This window comes from Haloleucobacter ellipsoideus (assembly GCF_052491725.1).
Genome location: NZ_JBQWAR010000013.1, coordinates 1 through 19,345 on the forward strand (window position 1 = coordinate 1; position 19,345 = coordinate 19,345).

Below are 19,345 nucleotides of genomic sequence, written 5' to 3' on the forward strand. Positions count from 1 at the left end.
CATCCCCGCATGCGCGGGGAACAGACTTCTTGTATATGACTGATCCATATCAGTATTTTACTTTTCAAACAGCGCACCGATTTTCAGGAGGTCAATCACCTTGGGCTGGCGGGAAGAAACTGACCAGTTTCAGCCCGTCAAAATCAACCGGCATACGTCGATTGCGGCCGGCTGTTAGAAACTCATACCCCTGATCGGTTGGAGCTTTCCAGACCATGACGGCATCGCCCTCGGTAATCCCGGTCAGAACCTGTTCCCAGATCATCTCGCGCGTGCGAGCCGAGTAATCGCCCACATAAACTCCGGCCCGCAATTCCACCAGCCAGGCTGCAAGGCGTCCTCTCAGCCGCATCGGGGCATTGTTCACCACAACAACCATCATCAGCGATGCCCTGGATCGCCCGTGGAAGGGTCATCAGAAAAAGCTGGTGGCAAAGCTTCAGGGGCGGGTTCAGGCCGGGCCAGCTCTCCTGCCGCCAGAACCTCCTCAATAGCCGGAATAATGCGGCCAAGCAGACCCGAGCGCCGGAAAGAATCCCGGCATGCCAGGCGCACAGCCCTGTCCGGCACCATGTCCAGTTGCCCTTTCTGCGCCTTCCCGGCAATGCGAAAAGCCTCCGGCACAACGGTTTCCAGCTTGAAAAGGTCTGCAATATCATAGACGAAGGAGAGAGGCTTTCCGGTGTGCAGAAAACCGATGGCCGGCGCATAGCCTGCGGCGAGAACTGCGGCCTCTGTCAATCCATGCAAGCAGGCCGTGGCTGCGGAAAGGCAGCGATTGGGCACATCGCCAGCCTCCCAGTCTGCCCGATCATAGCGTCGTCTGTTCCAGTTCACACCATGGCTCTGCGCCAGCAGGGCATAGCTCTCGCGAACCCGCGCACCTTCAATGCCCCGCAGCTGGTTGATGGAGCGGCGCGAAGGCGCATCCTCACCAAACCGCATGGCGTACATCTTGCGCACAACGCGTAATCGTGCGTCGGGGTCCAGTGCGATGGAGGCTTGCCAGAGCAATCTGTCAGCCCGCGCACCACCCGGCTGACCGGCCGAATACAGGCGGACCCCGGCTTCGCCGACCCATGTGATCAAGGTGCCAACTCTCGCCGCCAGAGCCACAGCGGCATGACTTATTCTGGCACCCGGCTCCAGCAGAATGCAGGCCAGACCGCCAACAGGAATCTGCGTGCGTGTTCCATCGGCATTGACAGCAACAAATGCCCCATCCGCCACATCCAGTTGCGCCCGCTCGACAAAGACCATGGAGGCCCTGTCCTTCAGCGGGATAGGCTTTGGCGGAGCAAGCCCCGGCAGCCCGGAACCGCCGGCGCTGCTCATCTGGCGCGCCGGATGAGCATGAGGCCGCAGCCAAATGCACGGGCGCGCCCGAACCCTTGCGCGAGATGGTCAAGAAAGAGGGCAGGCTCTTTCACCTCCAGCACCCCGGAAAGTTCCAGAATGCCAAACTGGCGCTGCCCACGTCGCCCACCGGATTGCCCCGGCAGTGCGCGTACGCCATAATCTTCCGCACACACCGCAAGGGGTTCAAAACCGGCCTTAGTGCCCTGCCTCTCCAGCCAGGCAGAACCTTCGCGCTGTGCCAGATCCATCCGCGCGGCGGCCCGCTCACCCGCAGGCAGGGCATGCAGCGCATCCATCACCACATCGACCCTGCCAATGCCCTTGCGCTGGCGCGTTGCATTCGCCCGCAGCATGAACTCCAGCCGATCTCCACTCGCCAGCACCGGAGCAAAGGGTTTGACCTCGGGCGGTTCGAAAAGATCATGCGGCACGGGCTCACGGGCAGAGAGCACATAGAAACGGCCCTGCCCCTCGGCGCGCCAGAGAAAATCGCGGCGCCTGTCCGGCCCATCGCCAAAAAGCACCCACATCAGGCGATGATGGGCATCCATGGCCTCATCCGCATGGGCCGGGTCCAGCACAGCTTTCAGGGCCGCATTCCCGGCTGAGCGGTTCAGTGTGAGACGAGAAAAGAAAAGCGTCATCCCGGCCCTCCGGTATGGATGACCCGCCGGGAACGGAAGCCCCACACCGAACGATCTACCGGATCATCCCAGCGCAGGCTTTCCATTCCGCCCATGCCATCAAAGACATCGCTGGCAACAGAGCCAATGGCGGCGTGCTGCGCCCAATGCGGACGCGCTGCTGCAGCCAGTGCAAGCGCCGGCGTTTCAGCATCAATCAGGCGCGGCGCCACAGGCATCGTCAGCGGACAGGACTTGCGCCCCAGATAGAGCACGAAATGCGGTTTCTCCAATGCAGCGACCAAGGGCTCGCGCGCGCCACCCCACACCGCAACAGCAAAGGCGCAATCGGTAACATAATCGCGCTGTGTCAGCACCGGATTGTCACCGGGTGCGAGGGCGGCAAGGGCCGCGCGGCGGGAATTGGGCCTGCGAATGCGGGCGGTAGGCACAGTCTGCGTTGTGTGAAAGTCCCGCAGCATGGCACCTGTCATCATGGTGCCCACCGCCACTTTCCACACGCCAAGCGCCTGCTGGCCGGGGCCATCATCGCGCTCCACCCCCAGAGCTGCCCCCATCAGCCCCAATATGGCAGAGCGCGCGGGCCACAGCAGGGAGCCGCGCCGCTCATGGCCGGCAAGGTCGCCAAAGGCTCCCATGGCACCGGCAAGGGTGAACACGACGAATTCAGCCATCGGCAAGTGTCCGGCGCACAAAGGCCAGGACATCCGCCAGCGTACCGGCACCGGCCGGCACATTCATGGCCGCACTCTCCCAGTTCTGGCCATAGGCACGGTCAAGCGCAGCGGCCTCTGCCTCCAGCGCGGAGATGGATGCCGTCAGCAGATCTCCCCCTGCCACAGGACGGAAAAAGGCACAGGCCAGACTGCGGGGTTGCTGATGCCCGAACTCTGCCCGCACATAACCGGCGCGCGGGCGATGCGCGAAGCTGTTCTGCTTGCCGGAAGGTGATGTGGTCGCCAGCGCCTCGACCAGCGCCTCGACACCTGCAACCGCAAGTGCGCTGTCTCCTGCAAGGTTTTTCTCCAGCAGGTCGCAGTCCACACAGGCATAAAGATAGAAAACGCCTGAGCCAAAGCCGGCATCACCCACAAAACCCGCCCCGGCATCTTCTGCGGCTGTCTTCAGATCATCGACAGCCGTGTAGAAATCATCCTCCACCAGCGCGCGATGGGTGGTGATGGCGTGCGCGACCTGCACCGCAGCCTCACGGTTGAAGTCAGGGTCATCCGCCAGCATCCGGCCGAACATGGCGACATCCACGGCGCCATCGGCCGTGCGCAGAAGATCCTGAACGGGAATGGCATAAGCGCCATTATCTTCTCCCGCCTTCTCGGCCTTCTTGCCACCCTTCTTGCCCGCCCCGGCCTTGGCGCGATACAGTTCCGGATCTGCCAGCATGGCTTCGGCCAGTTCCAAGGCACGCGCCCGCTCTGCCGGCGAAATGAAGGCCAGTTGCTCGGTCAGCAGGGAGGGCGCAGGCTTCATCTTGCCAAACGCATCGGCAATGGCGCGGGAAATCTCGCTCAGGCGCGGCTCTTCCGCCTTCAGTTCCCGCAAGCGCGCGGCCACCACCTCACCAATGCGCTGGGTGCGTGCACCCATATGCCCGGCAAGGCGGGTTTCCAGAAGCTCGGATGTCCGCACGGCCCGCTTCAGGGACTGGCTGGAAATGCGCAGCCGGTCCACGCCGCCAAAGCGTGCGGTTTTCGGACGGCCCTGATCATCACGGTTGGGATTGGAAGGCGGATAGATCGTCAGATAATGCAGTTGCAGGAACCGGCTCATGCTTCAGTTTCTCCGGCTGTCTCTGGCACAGGGAAACCCGCGCCATAATAGGAAAAGCACCATTGATTGCGGACCTGATCCGACCAGTAGAACAGGTCTGCCGCCAGTTTGCCGACATGTGCCCTGCCCTCGATCTGGATGAGGGCACGGCGCAGCGGAAGGATCAGCTCGCCCGGCCTCTCGATCCGAACCAGTCTCTGGAAGCGCAGCGGGGAAATAGTCCCCTCCATCTGCTCGGCTGCCGTTTGGGCACTGGTTTCGCGGATATTGGCCAATGCGGAAGCGATCAGGGCCAGCGTTTCTGCCCGCGATGTCAGCACCCCGCCAAGAGAAGCGTTCAGGTCATGCGTTGCGGCGATACTGATGATCTCGGATGCAGAAGAGGCACGGCGCAACTGCGCCCGCGCGGCACGCCCCGGCCCTGTATCCCCCAGAGCTTCCCTCCACCAGGCAAAGGCGATCTTGCCCACCTCCAGTGCGCTCATGGCTTCTCCTTCACCGGGCGTTCCAGCCCGAGCAGATCGTGGATGACAGGGCCAAAAAAGGTGCGCAGCAGGGTTTGACGGGCCTGCACCAGCGTTTTCATGGTCGGGCGGCGACTGAATGGGGTCGTGTCAGGATCAATCGCGTCATAGTCGACAGGGCGCGCCAGGGCATCGAACTGCGCGAGAGCCTGATGGCGCAGCAGGACCAACCATTTGCGTGCGATGCTGTCTTGATCCTGCCCTTCCATGATGGCGCGCAGGGCATCCCGAAAGGCACTCTCCGTTTCCAGAAAGAAACGCTCCCGCAGAGGCTCAATGGGCGTGCCCTCACTGCCGGACAAGCCCAGTGCCGTGGTCGCGGCCTTCATCAAGGCCCGCGCGGCCACATCCGCCGCCGCCACCAGATCTGCGGCCTGCCCCGCCTCCGGCGCTTCCGGCCCAAACGGAAAAAGCGGCTGCTCCGACCACAGGAAATCCTGCGGGCTCATGTTAGACATGGCCCAGCCAGCAGCAATGACCGTTGCGAACACATCATCGGAGCGGCGGATATGGTTTTCCAGAGTGGAGGCACGCCAGCGCAAAGTCTCTTTGCCCGAACTCTCGGCGGCCAGTGAAATGCCCAGCCAGTGGCGATAGCTCTGCGGACCGGGCTTTGGATGCACAGGCAAGCGATCCGCCCCCGCCTTCATGGCATAATAAGGGGTGAGCGGATGCTGCCAGAGGCCGTAATTGGTACCATAGGGCCGCTGGATAACCCCCGTCACCCGCCCCTCTTCCGCCACCAGACGCAGGCGGCGCGGCATGCCGAAAAACACTTCAGCAGGAGGGAAATCTCCCTCCGGCTGGTGCACAAGCTGCCCGGCTTCAGAGGTCTGCGTCGCACGCATCCATGGGAGAGCGGTCAGGTCTGTGAGCGGACGCCCCCGCGGTACATTCGCCCAGATCAGTGACCAGAGCGGAGCCTCCCCCGGAACAGAAGGCTTGGCCAGCGTGACCAGAGGCCCCCCGCCCCGCATGGATGTGCGATTACCGGCCCCACCAGAAGGCGCAAATGCCTGAAGCGTATACAGGGCCATGGCTGCCAGCGGCAGATCCAGCGCCGGATAACGCTTCCGCTTGACCATCAGATCCGCATTCTTGCTGGACGTACTCTCACCAGCAGAATCGATGAAGAGCATGTCCGGCGGGGAAGGGTTGCCCTCAAGGCGGGCCTTGTCCTGCAGAAAACGCGGCCCCTCTCCCAGCAGTTCAAAAGCGGGGGCGAGCGGGGCAAGGGCTGCGCGCAGCGCTTCCGGGTCCGGCTTCCGGGCCTGCCATGCGCTGTCCGATTCCGGAGGCATGGCGAGATAGACCAGACCGATCAGCAGTTCCAGACAGGCCAGATTGAAATCCGGCCGCGGCCAGTCAAGCGCGGTAAGGCCGGCTTCAGCAATCTGATCGGGCCGGATGACGGCCGGGCGGTCGCCGTACCGCACGGGTATCCACGGATCAAGAATGAGGTTCAACCCCACGCAGCCCCTCCCGTCACATATGCCCTGCCGTCTTCAGGCATGCCACCGAGGATGCCCTGCTCCGGCTGACGATTCACATATGGATTAGATCAGAGAAACCTGAGGCTGTGCGCACCACATCACCCTATACACAACTTTTAAGAGCATTCCGCACAATCAGGCGCTCGCCATGACGAGGCCGCGATCCGCTTCATAACGCAGCCCCTCGACAATGGTGCCGTCCTCCTCCACCACCGCGATCTTGCGCACCTCCCGCTCCCAGTCCTGCCATGAAGCCCGCAATCGGGCGATATCCGGCTGGGTCTGAGCAGCTTCAAGACCGGTACGCTCATAAAGGCGACGTGACATCTGGACTTCGGAGAGCGCCGCGGCGCGGAAATCTGTATCTGCCTGGGCCCAAAAGCCGAGCTGGCCATCGACATGCCGCATCAGCACCAGCACAACCTGCTCCTCCCCCAACCGGGTCGGGAACCTGCGATCATCGAAAGATTGGGAAGACTGCCCGTAGCCCTCCGCAACATTGAGAACATTGAACCGGGCCTGGCTCACCTGTGCCTGCTCCTTCCCGATATGTTCAAGCTCGGCCCGCTCCAGAACCTCCGGCACGGGCAGATGCCCCTCATAAACCTCTGCAATGAGTGCGCGCAGGTTTTCGGGAGCAAGAATGGCCGCCTCACGCAGAAGCGCGCGGGCCGTGCGCCAGAGCACATCCGAAGGATAGATCCAGCCCCCGGAAGGCTGGAGATCAAAGACCCAGCGCGCACTCGTCACCATATCCGGGTCGGGTGTCAGCAGATGCAGGCGCGGTCCCGGCACCGGCCTGCTCCGGTCGGCATGCCGCCAGAGACGGCCGGCGCGCTGGATCAGGTCTCCCATCGGGGCCAGATCGGAGACCATGAGATCGAAGTCGAGATCAAGAGAAGCCTGCACCACCTGCGTGGCCACCAGCACCGGCCCTGCCCGCCCCTGCCCGTTCGTCCCGAAACGGGCCATCATCTGCTGCTCGATGCGCTGTCGATCAGTCATGGCGAAACGGGCGTGCAGCAATTGAGCGGGAATGCCGGCAGAATGCAGGGCCTCGACCGCGGCATGGGCATCATCCACGGCATTGCGCACCCACACACAGGCAGCGCCCGCCTGCACCCCTTCTGCCAGCAGCTGAACGGCGGCCTCGATCTGGCCCAGCCGCACGATCTCGATCCGGCGGCACGTTTGCGGCACTGGGTCGACAGCCCGCGCCTCCCCCGTCTGCCCCAGCAGGGTGAGGGCCGGATAGGCTGAAGGCAGCGTCACATCCATCGCACAGGGCGCGCCTGCACGCCTCCGGCCTTCCTGCCACGCGGCAACGTAACCGGCACGCATGGATTGCGGCAGGGTTGCAGTCATCAAAATGGCAGAGCCGCCGAAAGCTCCATGAAACTCCAGAAGCGCACGCAGCTCCCTCTCCATATAGGGATCGTAATCATGCGCCTCATCCACAATCAGCACCTGCCCGGCAAGGGCAGCCTGCCGCAATGTGTGAAAGCGTGTCGGCAATATGGACATCAGCGCCTGATCAATCGTGCCAACGCCAATTTCCGCCAGCAATGAGAGGCGACGATCATCCGCCAGCCATGGTGCGCAGGCATCTTCGGCGAAGATCTCCTCACCGGAGCGGTTCCAGTTGCCGCGCACTTCAGCAAAGGCATCACTCAGGCCACGCCGTCCATGCGCCAGAGCCAGAGAGGGCCGGCCCTCGAACAGGCGGGACATCTGTGCCCGCATCCGTATGAACATGGCTTCGGAACTGGCCATGGATGGCAGGGCAAAATAGATTCCCCGTCCCTTTCCGGCCTGCATCATGCGGCTGGCCAGAATCAGCGCGGCTTCGGTTTTTCCAGCCCCTGTCGCATCCTCTATGAGTGCCAGCATCGGCCCTTGCGGCAAGGCAATATCAGCCACCATCTGCTGCATCGGCCGCAGGACGCCGCCTGCCAGCTCTTCCGCATGCAGTATAGCGGGGCGGGCGAGGCTCAATCCCGCCTGCTGCACGGCACTGGCCGCCTGCTTGCGCGCAATGCTCCAGTAATCCGCAAGATCATCGATAGAGGGAGAGAAGGGAAACCAGGCCGTATTGGAGCCGATCCAGTCCGCCTCAACAGTCAGGCCCGACAGCAGCCAGGAGAGCCTAAGCGCCGCATCTTCCGTCAGCCCATCAAGCGACAGGGGGGCGAAGTGCGCCGCAAGCGTCTCGATAACCCAGATGGCAGCGGCCTGTGCGTCGGCCCCGATACATGCCCCCTGCCGTCGCAGGGCCTGCGCCTCCAGCACACCAACAGGGTCACCATGGTGGCCCGCAACCGCACCATACAACGCCTTGCGAACGGCCTGGCTTCCTCCGCACAGCTGCGCCAGAAGCGCATCCTGGTCCCGAAGATGGCGATAGGTGAGCTGCCAATGCCGCCCGTTGTCCGGGGGAACACGACGAGCCTCGATCTGCTGCCTGAAAGTGCGGGATACCTTGCCAAGATCATGCAGGGCAATCAGGAACAGCAGTGCATTGCGCACAGGCTCCGGCTGGTCCCTCAACGGGCCATGCGGCCAAAGCTCCAATGCCACGGCCGCCACATCAAGCATATGCCACAGGGCTGGATGGCGGCTGCCATGCGCATCTGACTTGCCCGGCCAATCTGTAAGAATGCCTGCACGCACCTGCCCATCTCCCGCCCTGTTGAGGCCCTGTCATCCCGGACGCATTTCTGCGGCTACAGCATATTCTTTTTCGCCAGAGCTTTCAGGAGTGTCTGCATTTCTGCTTATAGCTCCCATCCAGCACGAGACCAAAAGCTCAAGCCGGTCACACTCAGCCACTGATCAACGAGATGATGCAAGGATTCCAGGCGGCCTGGCGGAAACTCCGAACAGGGGCGCCATTTGCCTCGGCACCACGCATCGCGACCGGTGCTTGGCAGCGCGGCTGAAAGAACGTTCTGCGCATGGTTCAGGGATGTATTTTCAGCACATGCGGCTGAATGAGGCTTCACTGATCGCAAGACCATGGCGGTTACCGGCCACAGTCACAAGCCCCGAAAGTCACTCGATCACGACACGAGACCAGCCAGAAAATGCGGGCTCAAGCTGACATCAGAAAGCATCAGAGCGCGGACATTGTTCTTGCCAGTTGGGGCGATAGCCAGAATTGGCAAACCCAACCCTAAGTCACTGTCAGAAAAACATGTTGGAAAGTTCATGGTGCCCGGGGACGGAGTCGAACCGCCGACACTGCGATTTTCAGTCGCATGCTCTACCAACTGAGCTACCCGGGCATCTCGGGGCTGCATTGGCCCCGGAGTGGTGGCGTGTATAGAGAGGATTGAGCCGCCTGTCCATAGTCCTGTCACACATCAGCTCCGCCTGTGGACAAGCCTGACGCAACAGCCTGAAGGACGGCCCCACCCGCCCTCCTGCACCACTTCATGCGCTATCCGGCCAGAAGGCCCTGCGGCGTTCATATGGACTTTACGGGCGATACACTGTATCAAGAATGACAAAGATGGATTTCAGATGCCGACGCAAGCTGCCCAACTGTCTGTCGCTCCACACAGCCACCCTGCAAAGGAAACGCCTTTTGCCGGGCAGCCTTCACATGCGGAACATCACCACGCGCCAGCCTCTCCCGGTCGGGCAGTTCACATTGGCCCATCCATATTGCGCCTTTCGGCTGCGGCCCGGCTGGTGATAGCAGCAGTTCTGCTGCTGCCCCTGTGGATCGCCGTTTTTCTGGTGATGGGGTGATCATGCCGGCATGCCTCTCCTTTCATGACCTCACCCTGGGCTATGAACGCCATCCGGCCGTCCATCATCTGAGTGGCGAGATACAGACAGGCGACCTGCTTGCCATATGCGGGCCGAATGGCGCCGGCAAATCCACCCTGCTGAAGGGCATCTGCGGAAGCCTTCGCCCGCTCGGCGGCAAGGTGGATCGTCACGGCCTTTCCACGCACGACATCGCCTATCTGCCCCAGAGCGCGGAGATTGACCGCTCCTTCCCCATCCATGTCTATGATCTGGTGTCGATGGGCCTGTGGCGGCGGGCCGGGCTGTTTGGTGGAATCGGCAAGGCTGACAGGCAGCGCATCGAGCAGGCCATCGCCACCGTTGGCCTTCAGGGTTTTGAAACGCGCCCCATCGGCACCCTCTCCGGCGGGCAGATGCAGCGCACCCTTTTCGCCCGTCTGCTCGTGCAGGATGCCCAGCTCATTCTGCTGGATGAGCCCTTCAGCGCACTAGATACGCGCACCACCGCGGATCTGATCGCCCTAGTCCAGCACTGGCATGCGCAGGGGCGTACCGTTGTGGCCGTACTGCATGACTTCGACATGGTGCGCAGCGTGTTTCCCAAGACATTGCTGATGGCCCGCTCCGCCGTCGCATGGGGCGATACGAGCCATGCCCTGTGTGAGGAGAACCTTCTCAAGGCGCGCCTCAACAGCGAGGCCTGGCGCGATGATGCCCCCTCCTGCGCCGCCTGAATCCGCTGACCCGAACGGCACTGCCCCGGAACAGAGTGCATGACCCTTTACGACGCCCTTGTTGCCCCCTTTGCCGAATTCGAGTTCATGCGCCGCGCGCTCATCGGCGTGTTCGCGCTGTCTCTTGGCGCGGGGCCGCTTGGGGTGCTCCTGATGCTGCGGCGCATGTCGCTGACGGGGGATGCCATGTCCCATGCGATTCTGCCGGGTGCGGCCATCGGCTTTCTGTTCGCAGGGCTCAACCTTTATGCCATGAGCCTTGGCGGACTCATTGCCGGCCTGCTGGTTGCCGTGGGCGCCGGCGTGGTGGCGCGGGCGACAGAGCTGAAGGAAGACGCCTCCATGGCGGCCTTTTATCTCATCTCTCTGGCGCTGGGCGTGCTCATCGTCTCCCTGCGCGGCTCGAATGTGGATCTGCTGCATGTGCTGTTCGGCACGGTGCTGGGCATTGATGATGCCACGCTGCTGCTGATCGCCGGCATCACCACGCTCACCCTTTTCACCCTGGCGCTGATCTGGCGGCCGCTGGTGATGGATTGTGTCGACCCTGTCTTCCTCGCCTCGGTGAGCCGCGCCGGCGGGCCATGCCACATCGCTTTTCTGGCGCTGGTGGTGCTCAACCTTGTGGGCGGGTTTCACGCACTGGGAACGCTGCTGGCGGTGGGCCTGATGATGTTGCCCGCTGCGACCAGCCGTTTCTTCGTGCGGGATCTGACCGCGCTCGTGGCGCTGTCGACCGTCATCGCCTTTTGCAGCGGGGCTGCGGGGCTGCTGCTCTCCTATCACATGGGCACGCCATCTGGCCCATCCATCGTTCTGGTGGCCGGCATTGCCTATGGGCTTGCCGTCATCTTCGGCCCGGCGGGCGGCGTGCTCTCACGCCTTCTCCCGCGCCGCCATCTGGAAGCCTGAAGGGAAACAACATGTTTTCAAGACGCTTTATGCTGGCTGCAACGCTGGCAGCCTTTGTTGCGCCCGGTTTCATGCGCCCCGCCCTTGCGGATGATGGCAAGCTGCCCGTCGTCGCCAGCTTTTCCATTCTGGGGGATTTTGTGAAGCAGGTTGGGGGGGAGCGGGTGGATGTGGCCACCATTGTGGGCCCGAATGCCGATTCCCATGTCTATCAGCCCACTCCGGCCGATGCGAAAAAGCTGACCCATGCGAAAATCATTTTCGTGAACGGTCTGGGCTTTGAGGGCTGGGTGGATCGTCTGGCAAAGGCCTCCGGCACCAAAGCGCCCATCATTGTCGCCACCAATGGCATCACCCCGCGCAAGGCGGATGAGGATGACCATGACCACAAGGGCCATGAAAACGACCACGACCACGATCATGACCATGACCACGGCAAGGACGGCCACGGGCATGATGCACATGATGATCACGGGCATGAATCCCACGGCCACCATCACCATGGAGATCAGGACCCGCATGCCTGGCAGTCTGTCGGCAATGCACGGATCTATGTGAACAATATCCGCGATGCGCTGATTGCCGCCGACCCGGAAGGGAAGGACAGCTACACCGCCAATGCCGCCGCCTACACCGCCAAGCTCGATGCGCTGGACGCCGAAGTGCGGCAGTCCATCGAAAAGCTGCCCGCCGAACGCCGCCGCATCATCACCTCGCATGACGCCTTCGGCTATTTCGCGGATGCCTATGGCGTCACCTTCATCTCTCCTGATGGCGTCTCCACGGAGAGCGAGGCTTCCGCCAAGGATGTGGCGCGCATCATCCGCCAGATCAAGGCGGAGAAAATCCCGGCCATTTTCATCGAGAATGTGAGCGATCCCCGCCTCATGGAGCGTATCGCCAAGGAAACCGGCGCGAAGGTGGGGGGCGCGCTTTATTCTGACGCCCTCTCCGATGACAAAGGCCCCGCGAGCACTTACATCGAGATGATCCGCTTCAATGCGAATGCTCTCTCCAATGCCCTGTCGCAGTGAGGACGCACTCCGGCGGGCTTAAACGGGCAGGTCCGGCTTTTTCCTGCCCACCCATCAGCGTCCCGCCCCGGCCTGAAACCGGGGAGGATCAGATCAGGTGAGACTCATGGCTGACACACAGTCCCGGAAGATCCCCGTTACCGTGCTGACCGGTTATCTCGGTGCGGGCAAGACGACGCTGCTCAATCGCATTCTCTCCCAGCCGCACGGGAAAAAGTTCGCGGTCATCGTGAACGAATTCGGCGAAATCGGCATCGACAATGATCTGGTCGTCGGCGCCGATGAGGAAGTGTTCGAGATGAACAATGGTTGCGTGTGCTGCACGGTGCGCGGCGACCTCATCCGCATCATTGATGGCCTGCTGCGCCGCAAGAATGATTTTGACGGCATCATCGTCGAGACCACCGGCCTTGCAGACCCCGCCCCTGTCGCCCAGACCTTCTTCGTGGATGAGGACGTTCAGGCCAAGACCAAGCTGGATGCGGTGGTGACGGTTGCCGATGCCAAATGGCTCTCCGACCGCCTCAAGGATGCACCGGAAGCCAAGAACCAGGTGGCCTTCGCCGATGTCATCCTGCTGAACAAGACGGATCTCGTCACCCCGCCGGAGCTGGAGGAGGTCGAGGCCCGCATTCGCGGCATCAATCCCTATGCCCGCCTCTACCGGACACAGCGTTCTGAAATCGACATCGACAAGGTGCTGAATCAGGGGGCGTTCGATCTCGACCGCATCATGAAGCTGGAACCCGCCTTCATGGAGGCGGACGACGAGCATGAGCACAGCCACAGCCACGACCATGAGCATGATCACCACCATGAACATGGCCCGGATTGCGGCTGCGGACATGACCATCACCATGAGCACAACCATGGCCACGATCACGGTCATGAGGGGCATCATCACGGCCTGAAGGCGGTGCATGATCATGAGATGCAGTCCTTCTCCTTCTCCACGGAGAAGCCGCTTTCACCCGACAAGTTCTTCCCCTGGGTGCAGAATCTGGTTGCCACCGAAGGACAGAACATCCTGCGCTCGAAGGGCATCCTCTCCTTCAAGGATGATGACGAGCGCTTCGTGTTTCAGGGCGTGCACATGATTCTGGATGGCGACCATCAGCGCCCCTGGAAGGAGGATGAAGCACGCATCAGCCGCATCGTCTTCATTGGCCGTCATCTCGACCAGAAAGCGCTGGAACAGGGCTTCATGTCCTGCGTGGCCTGATCAGGCACAGATCCGCCTGATGCAACAAACGAAAGCCGGGCCATGGGCCCGGCTTTCGCGTTGATAGGGGGCTCAATCGCCCGTTGCAGCCAAACCGACCTGAAGCCGGTCCACTCTCTCCAGCCCACGCACCATGGCCCTGCGCTCTTCTGCGGGAATATCCCTCACAAGGCTTTTCTGCATGGCGGATATGGCGTCGAGCAAATGGGGAACCTTGCTTCTGCCCAAAGCTGTCAGCTTCACAAGACGTGCGCGTTTGTCATCCGGATCAGCCCTGCGGCTGACCAATCCATCACGGACGAGAGCGTCCATGGTGCGGACCAGTGAAGGCCCCTCAATGCCAAGCGCGGCCGCGACGACAGACATACGCATCTCCCGCTCCTCGCTGGAAAGCACAAGAAGGGGCCAGCCCAGAGCCAAAGACAGTCCAGACCCGGACAACTCCTGATCAATCGCACGCCGCCAGTGTCGGGCAACACGCATGATTAACATCCAGAGCGCATCGTCGTGTTTGGTGAGATCCTTGATCAACTCAGTCATTGCGGGCGCAAGTTAAGGGAAATCCTGTTCATTTCAAGGCATGCGCTCAATACATGGCTTACTACTGGAATGACTTGAAACAGGCATGGCACTCATGCCTTCGTTAGATGGCCCAGCTTCCCCTGGGTGACTGGACAAGTGTCATATTCAGTCTATCAGTTCTTGTCTTTATGCGTCTCACTCCCCTGCCAGAGGCCCACATGCTCTCCGCCATTGTCTGGAACGATATTGCCTTTCTCCTGGGCGCCCTGCTCCTTGGCGGGATTCTCACGGGCCTGATTGCGGGCATGCTGGGGGTGGGGGGCGGTGGCGTCATCGTGCCCATTCTCTATGAGGTATTCGGCATGATGGGCGTGGATGAATCCGTCCGCATGCAATTGTGTATCGGCACATCCCTGGCCATCATCATCCCCACCTCCATACGCTCCTACCGGGCGCACAAGGCAAAGGGCGCGGTGCTGCCGGATGTGCTGAAGCAGTGGCGCGTGCCCGCCATCACCGGCATCATCATCGGCAGTGCCATTGCAGGTCTTGTGGCGGGCTGGGTGCTTCAGGTGGTGTTCGTGGTGGTGATTGGCGCGCTGGGGCTGAAAAGCCTGCTGGGGCGCAATGACATCCGTATTGCCGAGACCCTGCCCGGACGGGGGCTGATGTGGTTCTACGGCCTTGTCATCGGCCTTGCCTCATCCATGGTCGGCATTTCGGGCGGCGGCATCTCCACCAACTTCCTGCTGCTTTATGGCGTGCCGATTCATGCGGCTGTGGCCACCTCGGCCGGCATTGGCATCTTCATTCCCATTCCCGGCGTCATCGGCTATGCCATTGCCGGATGGCCGCATCTGGCGGAACTGCCGCCCCTCTCGCTCGGCTATGTGTCTGTCATCGGTTTCGTGATGATGGCGCCCATCAGCGCACTGGTGGCTCCCTATGGCGCGCGCTTCTCCCATCGCCTCAGCCGGCGTCACCTCGAAATCATGTTTGGCGTGTTCCTGCTGCTCATCGCATCGCGCTTCGTTTATGGCCTGCTCGCGGGCTGATCATCACAAGAATATGCACCCGGCACCTTCCGGCGGAGGCGCCGGGTGCAAAGCTGCCATGCAAATGACATGTGGATGACGCGGCATGCCCTTGCACAAAGCGTTATCCTGCTTTAAGTACGCCCTCTGTTGAGGCCACGTGGCGGAGTGGTGACGCAGCGGACTGCAAATCCGCGTACCCCGGTTCAATTCCGGGCGTGGCCTCCATTTTCAGAATCTGCTGATTTCCTCCCGAAAGGTCTGAGTGACCAGCAGATAGCGCTTCCGCTCCTTGTAATCCTGACACGCCAGCCCGCTGTTCATACCTTTCCGGCGGGCCGTTTTGACTGTCAGAGATTGACTTGCCGCACTCCATGGCGTTTCAACAACGCACCAAAGCGGCATGCGCCAGCGTGCACCGCCGGAGACCGGTATGAACGATCACGCTCAAAAGAAGATCAGTGAACAGGAAACCGTACATCTGTTACGGCGCCTCCTGCTGTCGGATGGCAAACGCCACTGGAAGGGCTACGCCATCGCCTTTGCCTTCATGGGCGCCATGGCGGCCTGCACGGCTGGCATGGCCTATCTCATGAATGATGCGGTGAATGCCATCTTCGTGAATCCGACCTATGCCTCTGTCTGGGGTGTGGCGGGCGCGGTCATGGCCCTGTCCATCATCAAGGGTGTCGCGGCCTATGGGCAGAACATTTCCATGGCGCGGGTCGGCAACCGCATCGTGGCCGACAACCAGAAGCGCGCCCTGAACAAGCTGCTGTTTCAGGATGTCGGCTATTTCGCCAAGATGCACACTGCCGAACTCATCATGCGCTTCAACAATGGCGCAAGCGGTGCGCGCGGGGCGCTGGACCTGCTGATCTCATCCATCGGGCGCGACCTGATGACGCTGATCATGCTGGCGACAGTCGCCATCGTGCAGGACCCGTTCCTGGCCGTCATCGCCCTTGTGGTGATGCCTGCGGCGGTTATCGGCACCCGCAAGCTCATCAAGCGCGCCAAGCAGATGTTCACCTCCGGCTTCACGGCTGGCGTCAAGCTTTCCTCGATCGTGATCGAGGTGTTCCAGGGCATCCGCACGGTGAAGGCCTATTCGCTTGAACCGCAGATGCGCACGCGCAGCTATGCCTTCATCGATGAGGTGGAGCATTTCACCAACCGCCTCATCCGCACCCAGGCCAAATCCAGCCCGCTGATGGAAAGCCTCGGCGGCCTGGCCATTGGCGGCGTGATTCTCTATGCCGGCTATAATGTTGTGGAGTTGGGCCGCTCTCCCGGCCAGTTCTTCTCGGTTCTGACCGCCCTGCTGCTGGCCTATGAGCCGGCCAAGCGCCTCTCGCGCTTCAATGTGGAGCTGGTGACCCATCTTATGGGCACGCGCATGCTGTTCGAGCTGCTGGACGCCAAGACCCCCGAAGTCGATCCGCCGGATACCCCGGCCCTTCCCCGCCCGCGCGGACGCGTGGAACTGCGCGATGTCGTGTTCGGCTATCGCGCCAAGGAGCCGGTTCTGAAGGGCCTGAACCTTGTGGCGGAGCCCGGGCAGACGACCGCTCTGGTTGGTCTTTCCGGTGGCGGCAAGAGCACCATCATCAATCTGATCGAACGCTTCTATGACCCGCAGAAGGGCAGCGTTCTGTTTGATGATGTCGATACGGCCACTGTCACGCGCACCTCGGTCCGTGATTCCGTGGCGCTGGTGAGCCAGGATGTATTCCTGTTCTCCGGCTCCATCCGCGAGAATATCGGCTTTGGTCGCGAAGGCGCGAGCGAGGAAGAGATCATCGCGGCGGCGAAGGCGGCCCATGCCCATGACTTCATCATGAGCTTCACCGATGGCTATGACACGCATGTTGGCGAGCATGGTGCACAGCTTTCCGGCGGCCAGCGCCAGAGAATCGCCATCGCCCGCGCCTTCCTGAAGAATGCGCCGATTCTGCTGCTCGACGAGGCCACCGCCGCGCTCGACAGCGAGTCGGAAGCGGCCGTGCAGAAGGCCCTGCAAGAGCTTCAGGAATCCCGTACCACCATCGTCATCGCACACCGCCTGCAAACCGTGGTGCGCGCCGACAAGATCTGCGTGGTGGAGAATGGCATTGTGGTGGAGAGTGGCCGCCACGAGGAGCTGCTGGAGCAGAAGGGCCGCTATTACGGCTTCTACAATGTCCAGTTCGCCCACGAGCGTGAAAACGCCGCCTGAAACCCGGTGGCGGGAGGGGTTTGAATCCAAGCCTCTCCCGCCGCCCTGACAGCCCCTGTGGATTACTTTTAGAAATTTTCGCGGCAAGACTTCACAACCGGAAAAGTGCTTGCTATACGAACGGCCTCGGTCGCACAGACCTGTTCCCCGATAGCTCAGTTGGTAGAGCATTCGACTGTTAATCGAATTGTCGCAGGTTCGAGCCCTGCTCGGGGAGCCACTTCTTTTCTGGCTCACATACTCACCCTGATGGATCTGGAAGGCACACCAACCTTCCAGGATGCCGGGTTGATTTCGCCCAGAACCACATCCGCCCTGATCGCCTTGATCCTCAATCGCCATCCCGCCCTGCTTTTTGCCTCCGCGGGGAAAGACCTCACATCCGGCCCTTCCTAGGCTGGGCGTGTGAGATTGACGGACTTCAGGCCAAAGGCATATTGCCTCTGCGCAGTTGAGCCAGCTCCATCGGCTGCCCACATTGGCCGGCAAACGCCCCTGCATCACAACCATGGCTGCGGGGGCGGATGATGGAGCGCAGTTTCAAGAGCAAGGGAAGGCCGGCAGAGCTTATGTCATCGATAGGTACAGACTTCAGGTTCTCCGTCGCGCCGATGATGGACTGGACACCACGGATTAATTTTCCAATATATTACACATGCTTATATATACTCGATAGACACACGCAGTACTAGGCGCAGTACCACATCACGCCGTCCCGCCCACCCCCCCCCTCCACCTGCCCCTGATGCGGACATCATGAATGACATCTGGGTTGATGGCATCGCCTATGATGACATGTACGAGGCCGCGAAGGCCCGCCTGTAAAATCCGCCATCGAAACACCCATGCCGCTGGATTGCGGCATGGGCACGAACCGGCCAGCGCCTGCCCTATCGCCCGGACAAGCCCCGCGCCGCCTCCCCCACCAGCCGGAGCAGATCGCGCATGGTCAGCGCCACCCGTTCCACCGGGGCACGCGGCCGGGTGATGGCGAGGAAAACCCCGCCATCCTCCACCACGATCATGACGCGGGTCCGTGGCCCGCTTTCCGCTTTGTCTGGAAAGTCCGGCACTATGGCGGCTCCTTCAGAATGTGCAGTTTGAACCCCAGCCAGAGCACGCTGCCCAGTCCACCCACCACAACGATAAGCAGGGCGGTGCCCACCGTCACCGCCGCGCGGTCAAACGCCCGCCGCCACTTGCGCAGGTGCGTCAGGTCCGCGCGCATTTCCTCGCGCCGGGTTTCATCAGAGATGGAAAGCCCCACCTCCTGAAGGGCACGCCGCGCCGCTCGCAGGCCAGCCTCCTCCGCCGCATCCTCGACGAGAGAAACCAGCTCCCGCCGCGTGATAACGATTGGATCCTCTGACGCCCGCGCTGCCGCCTGTACCTCTGTTGTCATCACCGCCCCCTCGGGGGCCTGGCCCCGCATTCGCGCTCCAGCGCCTCATTGTGTGCGACCACCCGCGCGAGCTGGTCGCGGTCCATGGCATCAATCACCCGCTCATTGAGCAGAATGGGATAGCGCCCCCGACATTCAGCTTCCGGTACCGTCCCCATTGTCGCGCACCCAGCGAGCAGCGCGCCGACGCAGATCGTCATCATCAGCCCGCGCCACGTCCTCATGGATACGCTCGCGCGCCTGCGCCCTCTTTTCGGCATTGGCCTTGTCCTTTGCTTTCTGGGATTGTGCGCCCTGCTGTCGTGCGCGCTGGTCGATAAACAGGGCGGCTACCGTTGCCCCGGTGAGCAGCCCGGCCCGCAGGCCGAACCGCAGGGTGATGAAAACAGCCAAGGCCCCGCCGATCAGGACGATGAGCGAGGGCCACCAGTTGAGAAGATCACTCATGCAGGCCCCGCATCTTCCCCGAGCCGCACAGCCTTCAGCCGGGTGCGCTCGACTTTGGCCCCAGTCTTCCAGAGGGCCACAGCCACTCCCACGGCCAGCAATGCCCAGATCCAGCCCGGCACATCGGAAAGCAGGCTGGTGAGCGGGGAAAGCATCCCGGTGGCCTCGCCGATTTTTTCAGCCACGCCGATGACCGCGGCCGAACCGCCTGCGACGATGGAGGCCGTCTTCACCGTCTCCGCACCCTTCACCACCT

The 19,345-nt window shown here is 61.9% G+C and carries 19 protein-coding genes and 3 tRNA genes; 8 read left to right on the plus strand and 14 right to left on the minus strand.

Going from position 1 to position 19,345, the window contains the following annotated elements; all coding sequences use genetic code 11:
* Window positions 1–91: 91 nt before the first annotated feature.
* From cas2e to ACT6QG_RS02225, 9 genes are all read right to left on the minus strand, one after another.
* Window positions 92–382 (minus strand): type I-E CRISPR-associated endoribonuclease Cas2e, encoded by a 291-nt coding sequence (gene cas2e / locus ACT6QG_RS02185; protein ID WP_444975961.1) that lies wholly within the window; start codon window positions 380–382, stop codon window positions 92–94.
* Window positions 382–1,335 carry a type I-E CRISPR-associated endonuclease Cas1e gene (gene cas1e, locus ACT6QG_RS02190; protein ID WP_444975962.1) on the minus strand — a complete coding sequence of 318 codons (954 nt, stop codon included), beginning with the start codon at window positions 1,333–1,335 and terminating at the stop codon, window positions 382–384. The genes cas2e and cas1e overlap by 1 nt, the downstream gene beginning before the upstream one ends.
* Window positions 1,332–2,003, minus strand: a complete 672-nt coding sequence (gene cas6e, locus ACT6QG_RS02195; RefSeq protein ID WP_444975963.1) for a type I-E CRISPR-associated protein Cas6/Cse3/CasE — start codon at window positions 2,001–2,003, stop codon at window positions 1,332–1,334. Before cas6e ends, cas1e begins: the two co-directional genes overlap by 4 nt.
* Complete coding sequence (gene cas5e, locus ACT6QG_RS02200) at window positions 2,000–2,677, minus strand: type I-E CRISPR-associated protein Cas5/CasD (RefSeq protein WP_444975964.1); 678 nt, start codon at window positions 2,675–2,677, stop codon at window positions 2,000–2,002. The genes cas6e and cas5e overlap by 4 nt, the downstream gene beginning before the upstream one ends.
* Window positions 2,670–3,791 carry a type I-E CRISPR-associated protein Cas7/Cse4/CasC gene (cas7e, locus tag ACT6QG_RS02205; RefSeq protein WP_444975965.1) on the minus strand — a complete coding sequence of 374 codons (1,122 nt, stop codon included), beginning with the start codon at window positions 3,789–3,791 and terminating at the stop codon, window positions 2,670–2,672. The genes cas5e and cas7e overlap by 8 nt, the downstream gene beginning before the upstream one ends.
* Window positions 3,788–4,276 (minus strand): type I-E CRISPR-associated protein Cse2/CasB, encoded by a 489-nt coding sequence (casB, locus tag ACT6QG_RS02210; RefSeq protein ID WP_444975966.1) that lies wholly within the window; start codon window positions 4,274–4,276, stop codon window positions 3,788–3,790. The genes cas7e and casB overlap by 4 nt, the downstream gene beginning before the upstream one ends.
* On the minus strand, window positions 4,273–5,787 hold the full coding sequence (casA, locus tag ACT6QG_RS02215) for a type I-E CRISPR-associated protein Cse1/CasA (RefSeq protein WP_444975967.1): 1,515 nt from the start codon (window positions 5,785–5,787) through the stop codon (window positions 4,273–4,275). Before casA ends, casB begins: the two co-directional genes overlap by 4 nt.
* Before the next feature lie 156 nt (window positions 5,788–5,943).
* Window positions 5,944–8,478, minus strand: coding sequence for a CRISPR-associated helicase Cas3' (gene cas3, locus ACT6QG_RS02220; RefSeq protein WP_444975968.1), 2,535 nt, complete (start codon window positions 8,476–8,478; stop codon window positions 5,944–5,946).
* A 538-nt stretch (window positions 8,479–9,016) separates the two neighbouring features.
* A tRNA-Phe gene (locus tag ACT6QG_RS02225) sits at window positions 9,017–9,092 on the minus strand.
* 471 nt (window positions 9,093–9,563) lie between these two features.
* Here ACT6QG_RS02225 and aztA point away from each other — a divergent pair.
* The 4 genes from aztA to ACT6QG_RS02245 all read left to right on the plus strand — a co-directional run bounded on the left by aztA (window position 9,564) and on the right by ACT6QG_RS02245 (window position 13,466).
* On the plus strand, window positions 9,564–10,298 hold the full coding sequence (gene aztA, locus ACT6QG_RS02230; protein WP_444975969.1) for a zinc ABC transporter ATP-binding protein AztA: 735 nt from the start codon (window positions 9,564–9,566) through the stop codon (window positions 10,296–10,298).
* A 39-nt stretch (window positions 10,299–10,337) separates the two neighbouring features.
* Window positions 10,338–11,210 (plus strand): metal ABC transporter permease, encoded by an 873-nt coding sequence (locus tag ACT6QG_RS02235; protein ID WP_444975970.1) that lies wholly within the window; start codon window positions 10,338–10,340, stop codon window positions 11,208–11,210.
* 11 nt (window positions 11,211–11,221) lie between these two features.
* Window positions 11,222–12,244 (plus strand): metal ABC transporter substrate-binding protein, encoded by a 1,023-nt coding sequence (locus tag ACT6QG_RS02240; protein ID WP_444975971.1) that lies wholly within the window; start codon window positions 11,222–11,224, stop codon window positions 12,242–12,244.
* A gap of 106 nt (window positions 12,245–12,350) precedes the next feature.
* Window positions 12,351–13,466 (plus strand): CobW family GTP-binding protein, encoded by a 1,116-nt coding sequence (locus ACT6QG_RS02245; protein ID WP_444975972.1) that lies wholly within the window; start codon window positions 12,351–12,353, stop codon window positions 13,464–13,466.
* A gap of 72 nt (window positions 13,467–13,538) precedes the next feature.
* Here ACT6QG_RS02245 and ACT6QG_RS02250 read toward each other — a convergent pair whose 3' ends face one another.
* The gene (locus ACT6QG_RS02250; protein ID WP_444975973.1) at window positions 13,539–14,006 is read right to left on the minus strand and encodes a MarR family winged helix-turn-helix transcriptional regulator; all 468 of its coding nucleotides are present in this window, start codon (window positions 14,004–14,006) and stop codon (window positions 13,539–13,541) included.
* Window positions 14,007–14,206: 200 nt separating this feature from the next.
* Here ACT6QG_RS02250 and ACT6QG_RS02255 point away from each other — a divergent pair, with 200 nt between their 5' ends.
* The 4 genes from ACT6QG_RS02255 (at window position 14,207) to ACT6QG_RS02270 (ending at window position 17,460) form a co-directional block, all read left to right on the plus strand.
* Window positions 14,207–15,043 (plus strand): sulfite exporter TauE/SafE family protein, encoded by an 837-nt coding sequence (locus ACT6QG_RS02255; RefSeq protein WP_444975974.1) that lies wholly within the window; start codon window positions 14,207–14,209, stop codon window positions 15,041–15,043.
* A 133-nt stretch (window positions 15,044–15,176) separates the two neighbouring features.
* Window positions 15,177–15,250: transfer RNA gene (locus tag ACT6QG_RS02260), tRNA-Cys, on the plus strand.
* A gap of 205 nt (window positions 15,251–15,455) precedes the next feature.
* Complete coding sequence (locus ACT6QG_RS02265; RefSeq protein WP_444975975.1) at window positions 15,456–17,240, plus strand: ABC transporter ATP-binding protein; 1,785 nt, start codon at window positions 15,456–15,458, stop codon at window positions 17,238–17,240.
* A 144-nt stretch (window positions 17,241–17,384) separates the two neighbouring features.
* Window positions 17,385–17,460: transfer RNA gene (locus ACT6QG_RS02270), tRNA-Asn, on the plus strand.
* Window positions 17,461–18,130: 670 nt separating this feature from the next.
* On the opposite strand, the gene ACT6QG_RS02275 is transcribed toward ACT6QG_RS02270, so the two are convergent.
* From ACT6QG_RS02275 to ACT6QG_RS02290, 4 genes are all read right to left on the minus strand, one after another.
* Window positions 18,131–18,313 (minus strand): hypothetical protein, encoded by a 183-nt coding sequence (locus tag ACT6QG_RS02275; protein ID WP_444975976.1) that lies wholly within the window; start codon window positions 18,311–18,313, stop codon window positions 18,131–18,133.
* A complete protein-coding gene (locus tag ACT6QG_RS02280) occupies window positions 18,313–18,672 on the minus strand; it encodes a hypothetical protein (protein ID WP_444975977.1) in 360 nt (119 codons plus the stop codon). The genes ACT6QG_RS02275 and ACT6QG_RS02280 overlap by 1 nt, the downstream gene beginning before the upstream one ends.
* Window positions 18,673–18,777: 105 nt before the next feature.
* On the minus strand, window positions 18,778–19,089 hold the full coding sequence (locus ACT6QG_RS02285) for a hypothetical protein (RefSeq protein ID WP_444975978.1): 312 nt from the start codon (window positions 19,087–19,089) through the stop codon (window positions 18,778–18,780).
* The gene (locus ACT6QG_RS02290; protein ID WP_444975979.1) at window positions 19,086–19,343 is read right to left on the minus strand and encodes a hypothetical protein; all 258 of its coding nucleotides are present in this window, start codon (window positions 19,341–19,343) and stop codon (window positions 19,086–19,088) included. The genes ACT6QG_RS02285 and ACT6QG_RS02290 overlap by 4 nt, the downstream gene beginning before the upstream one ends.
* Window positions 19,344–19,345: the final 2 nt, after the last annotated feature.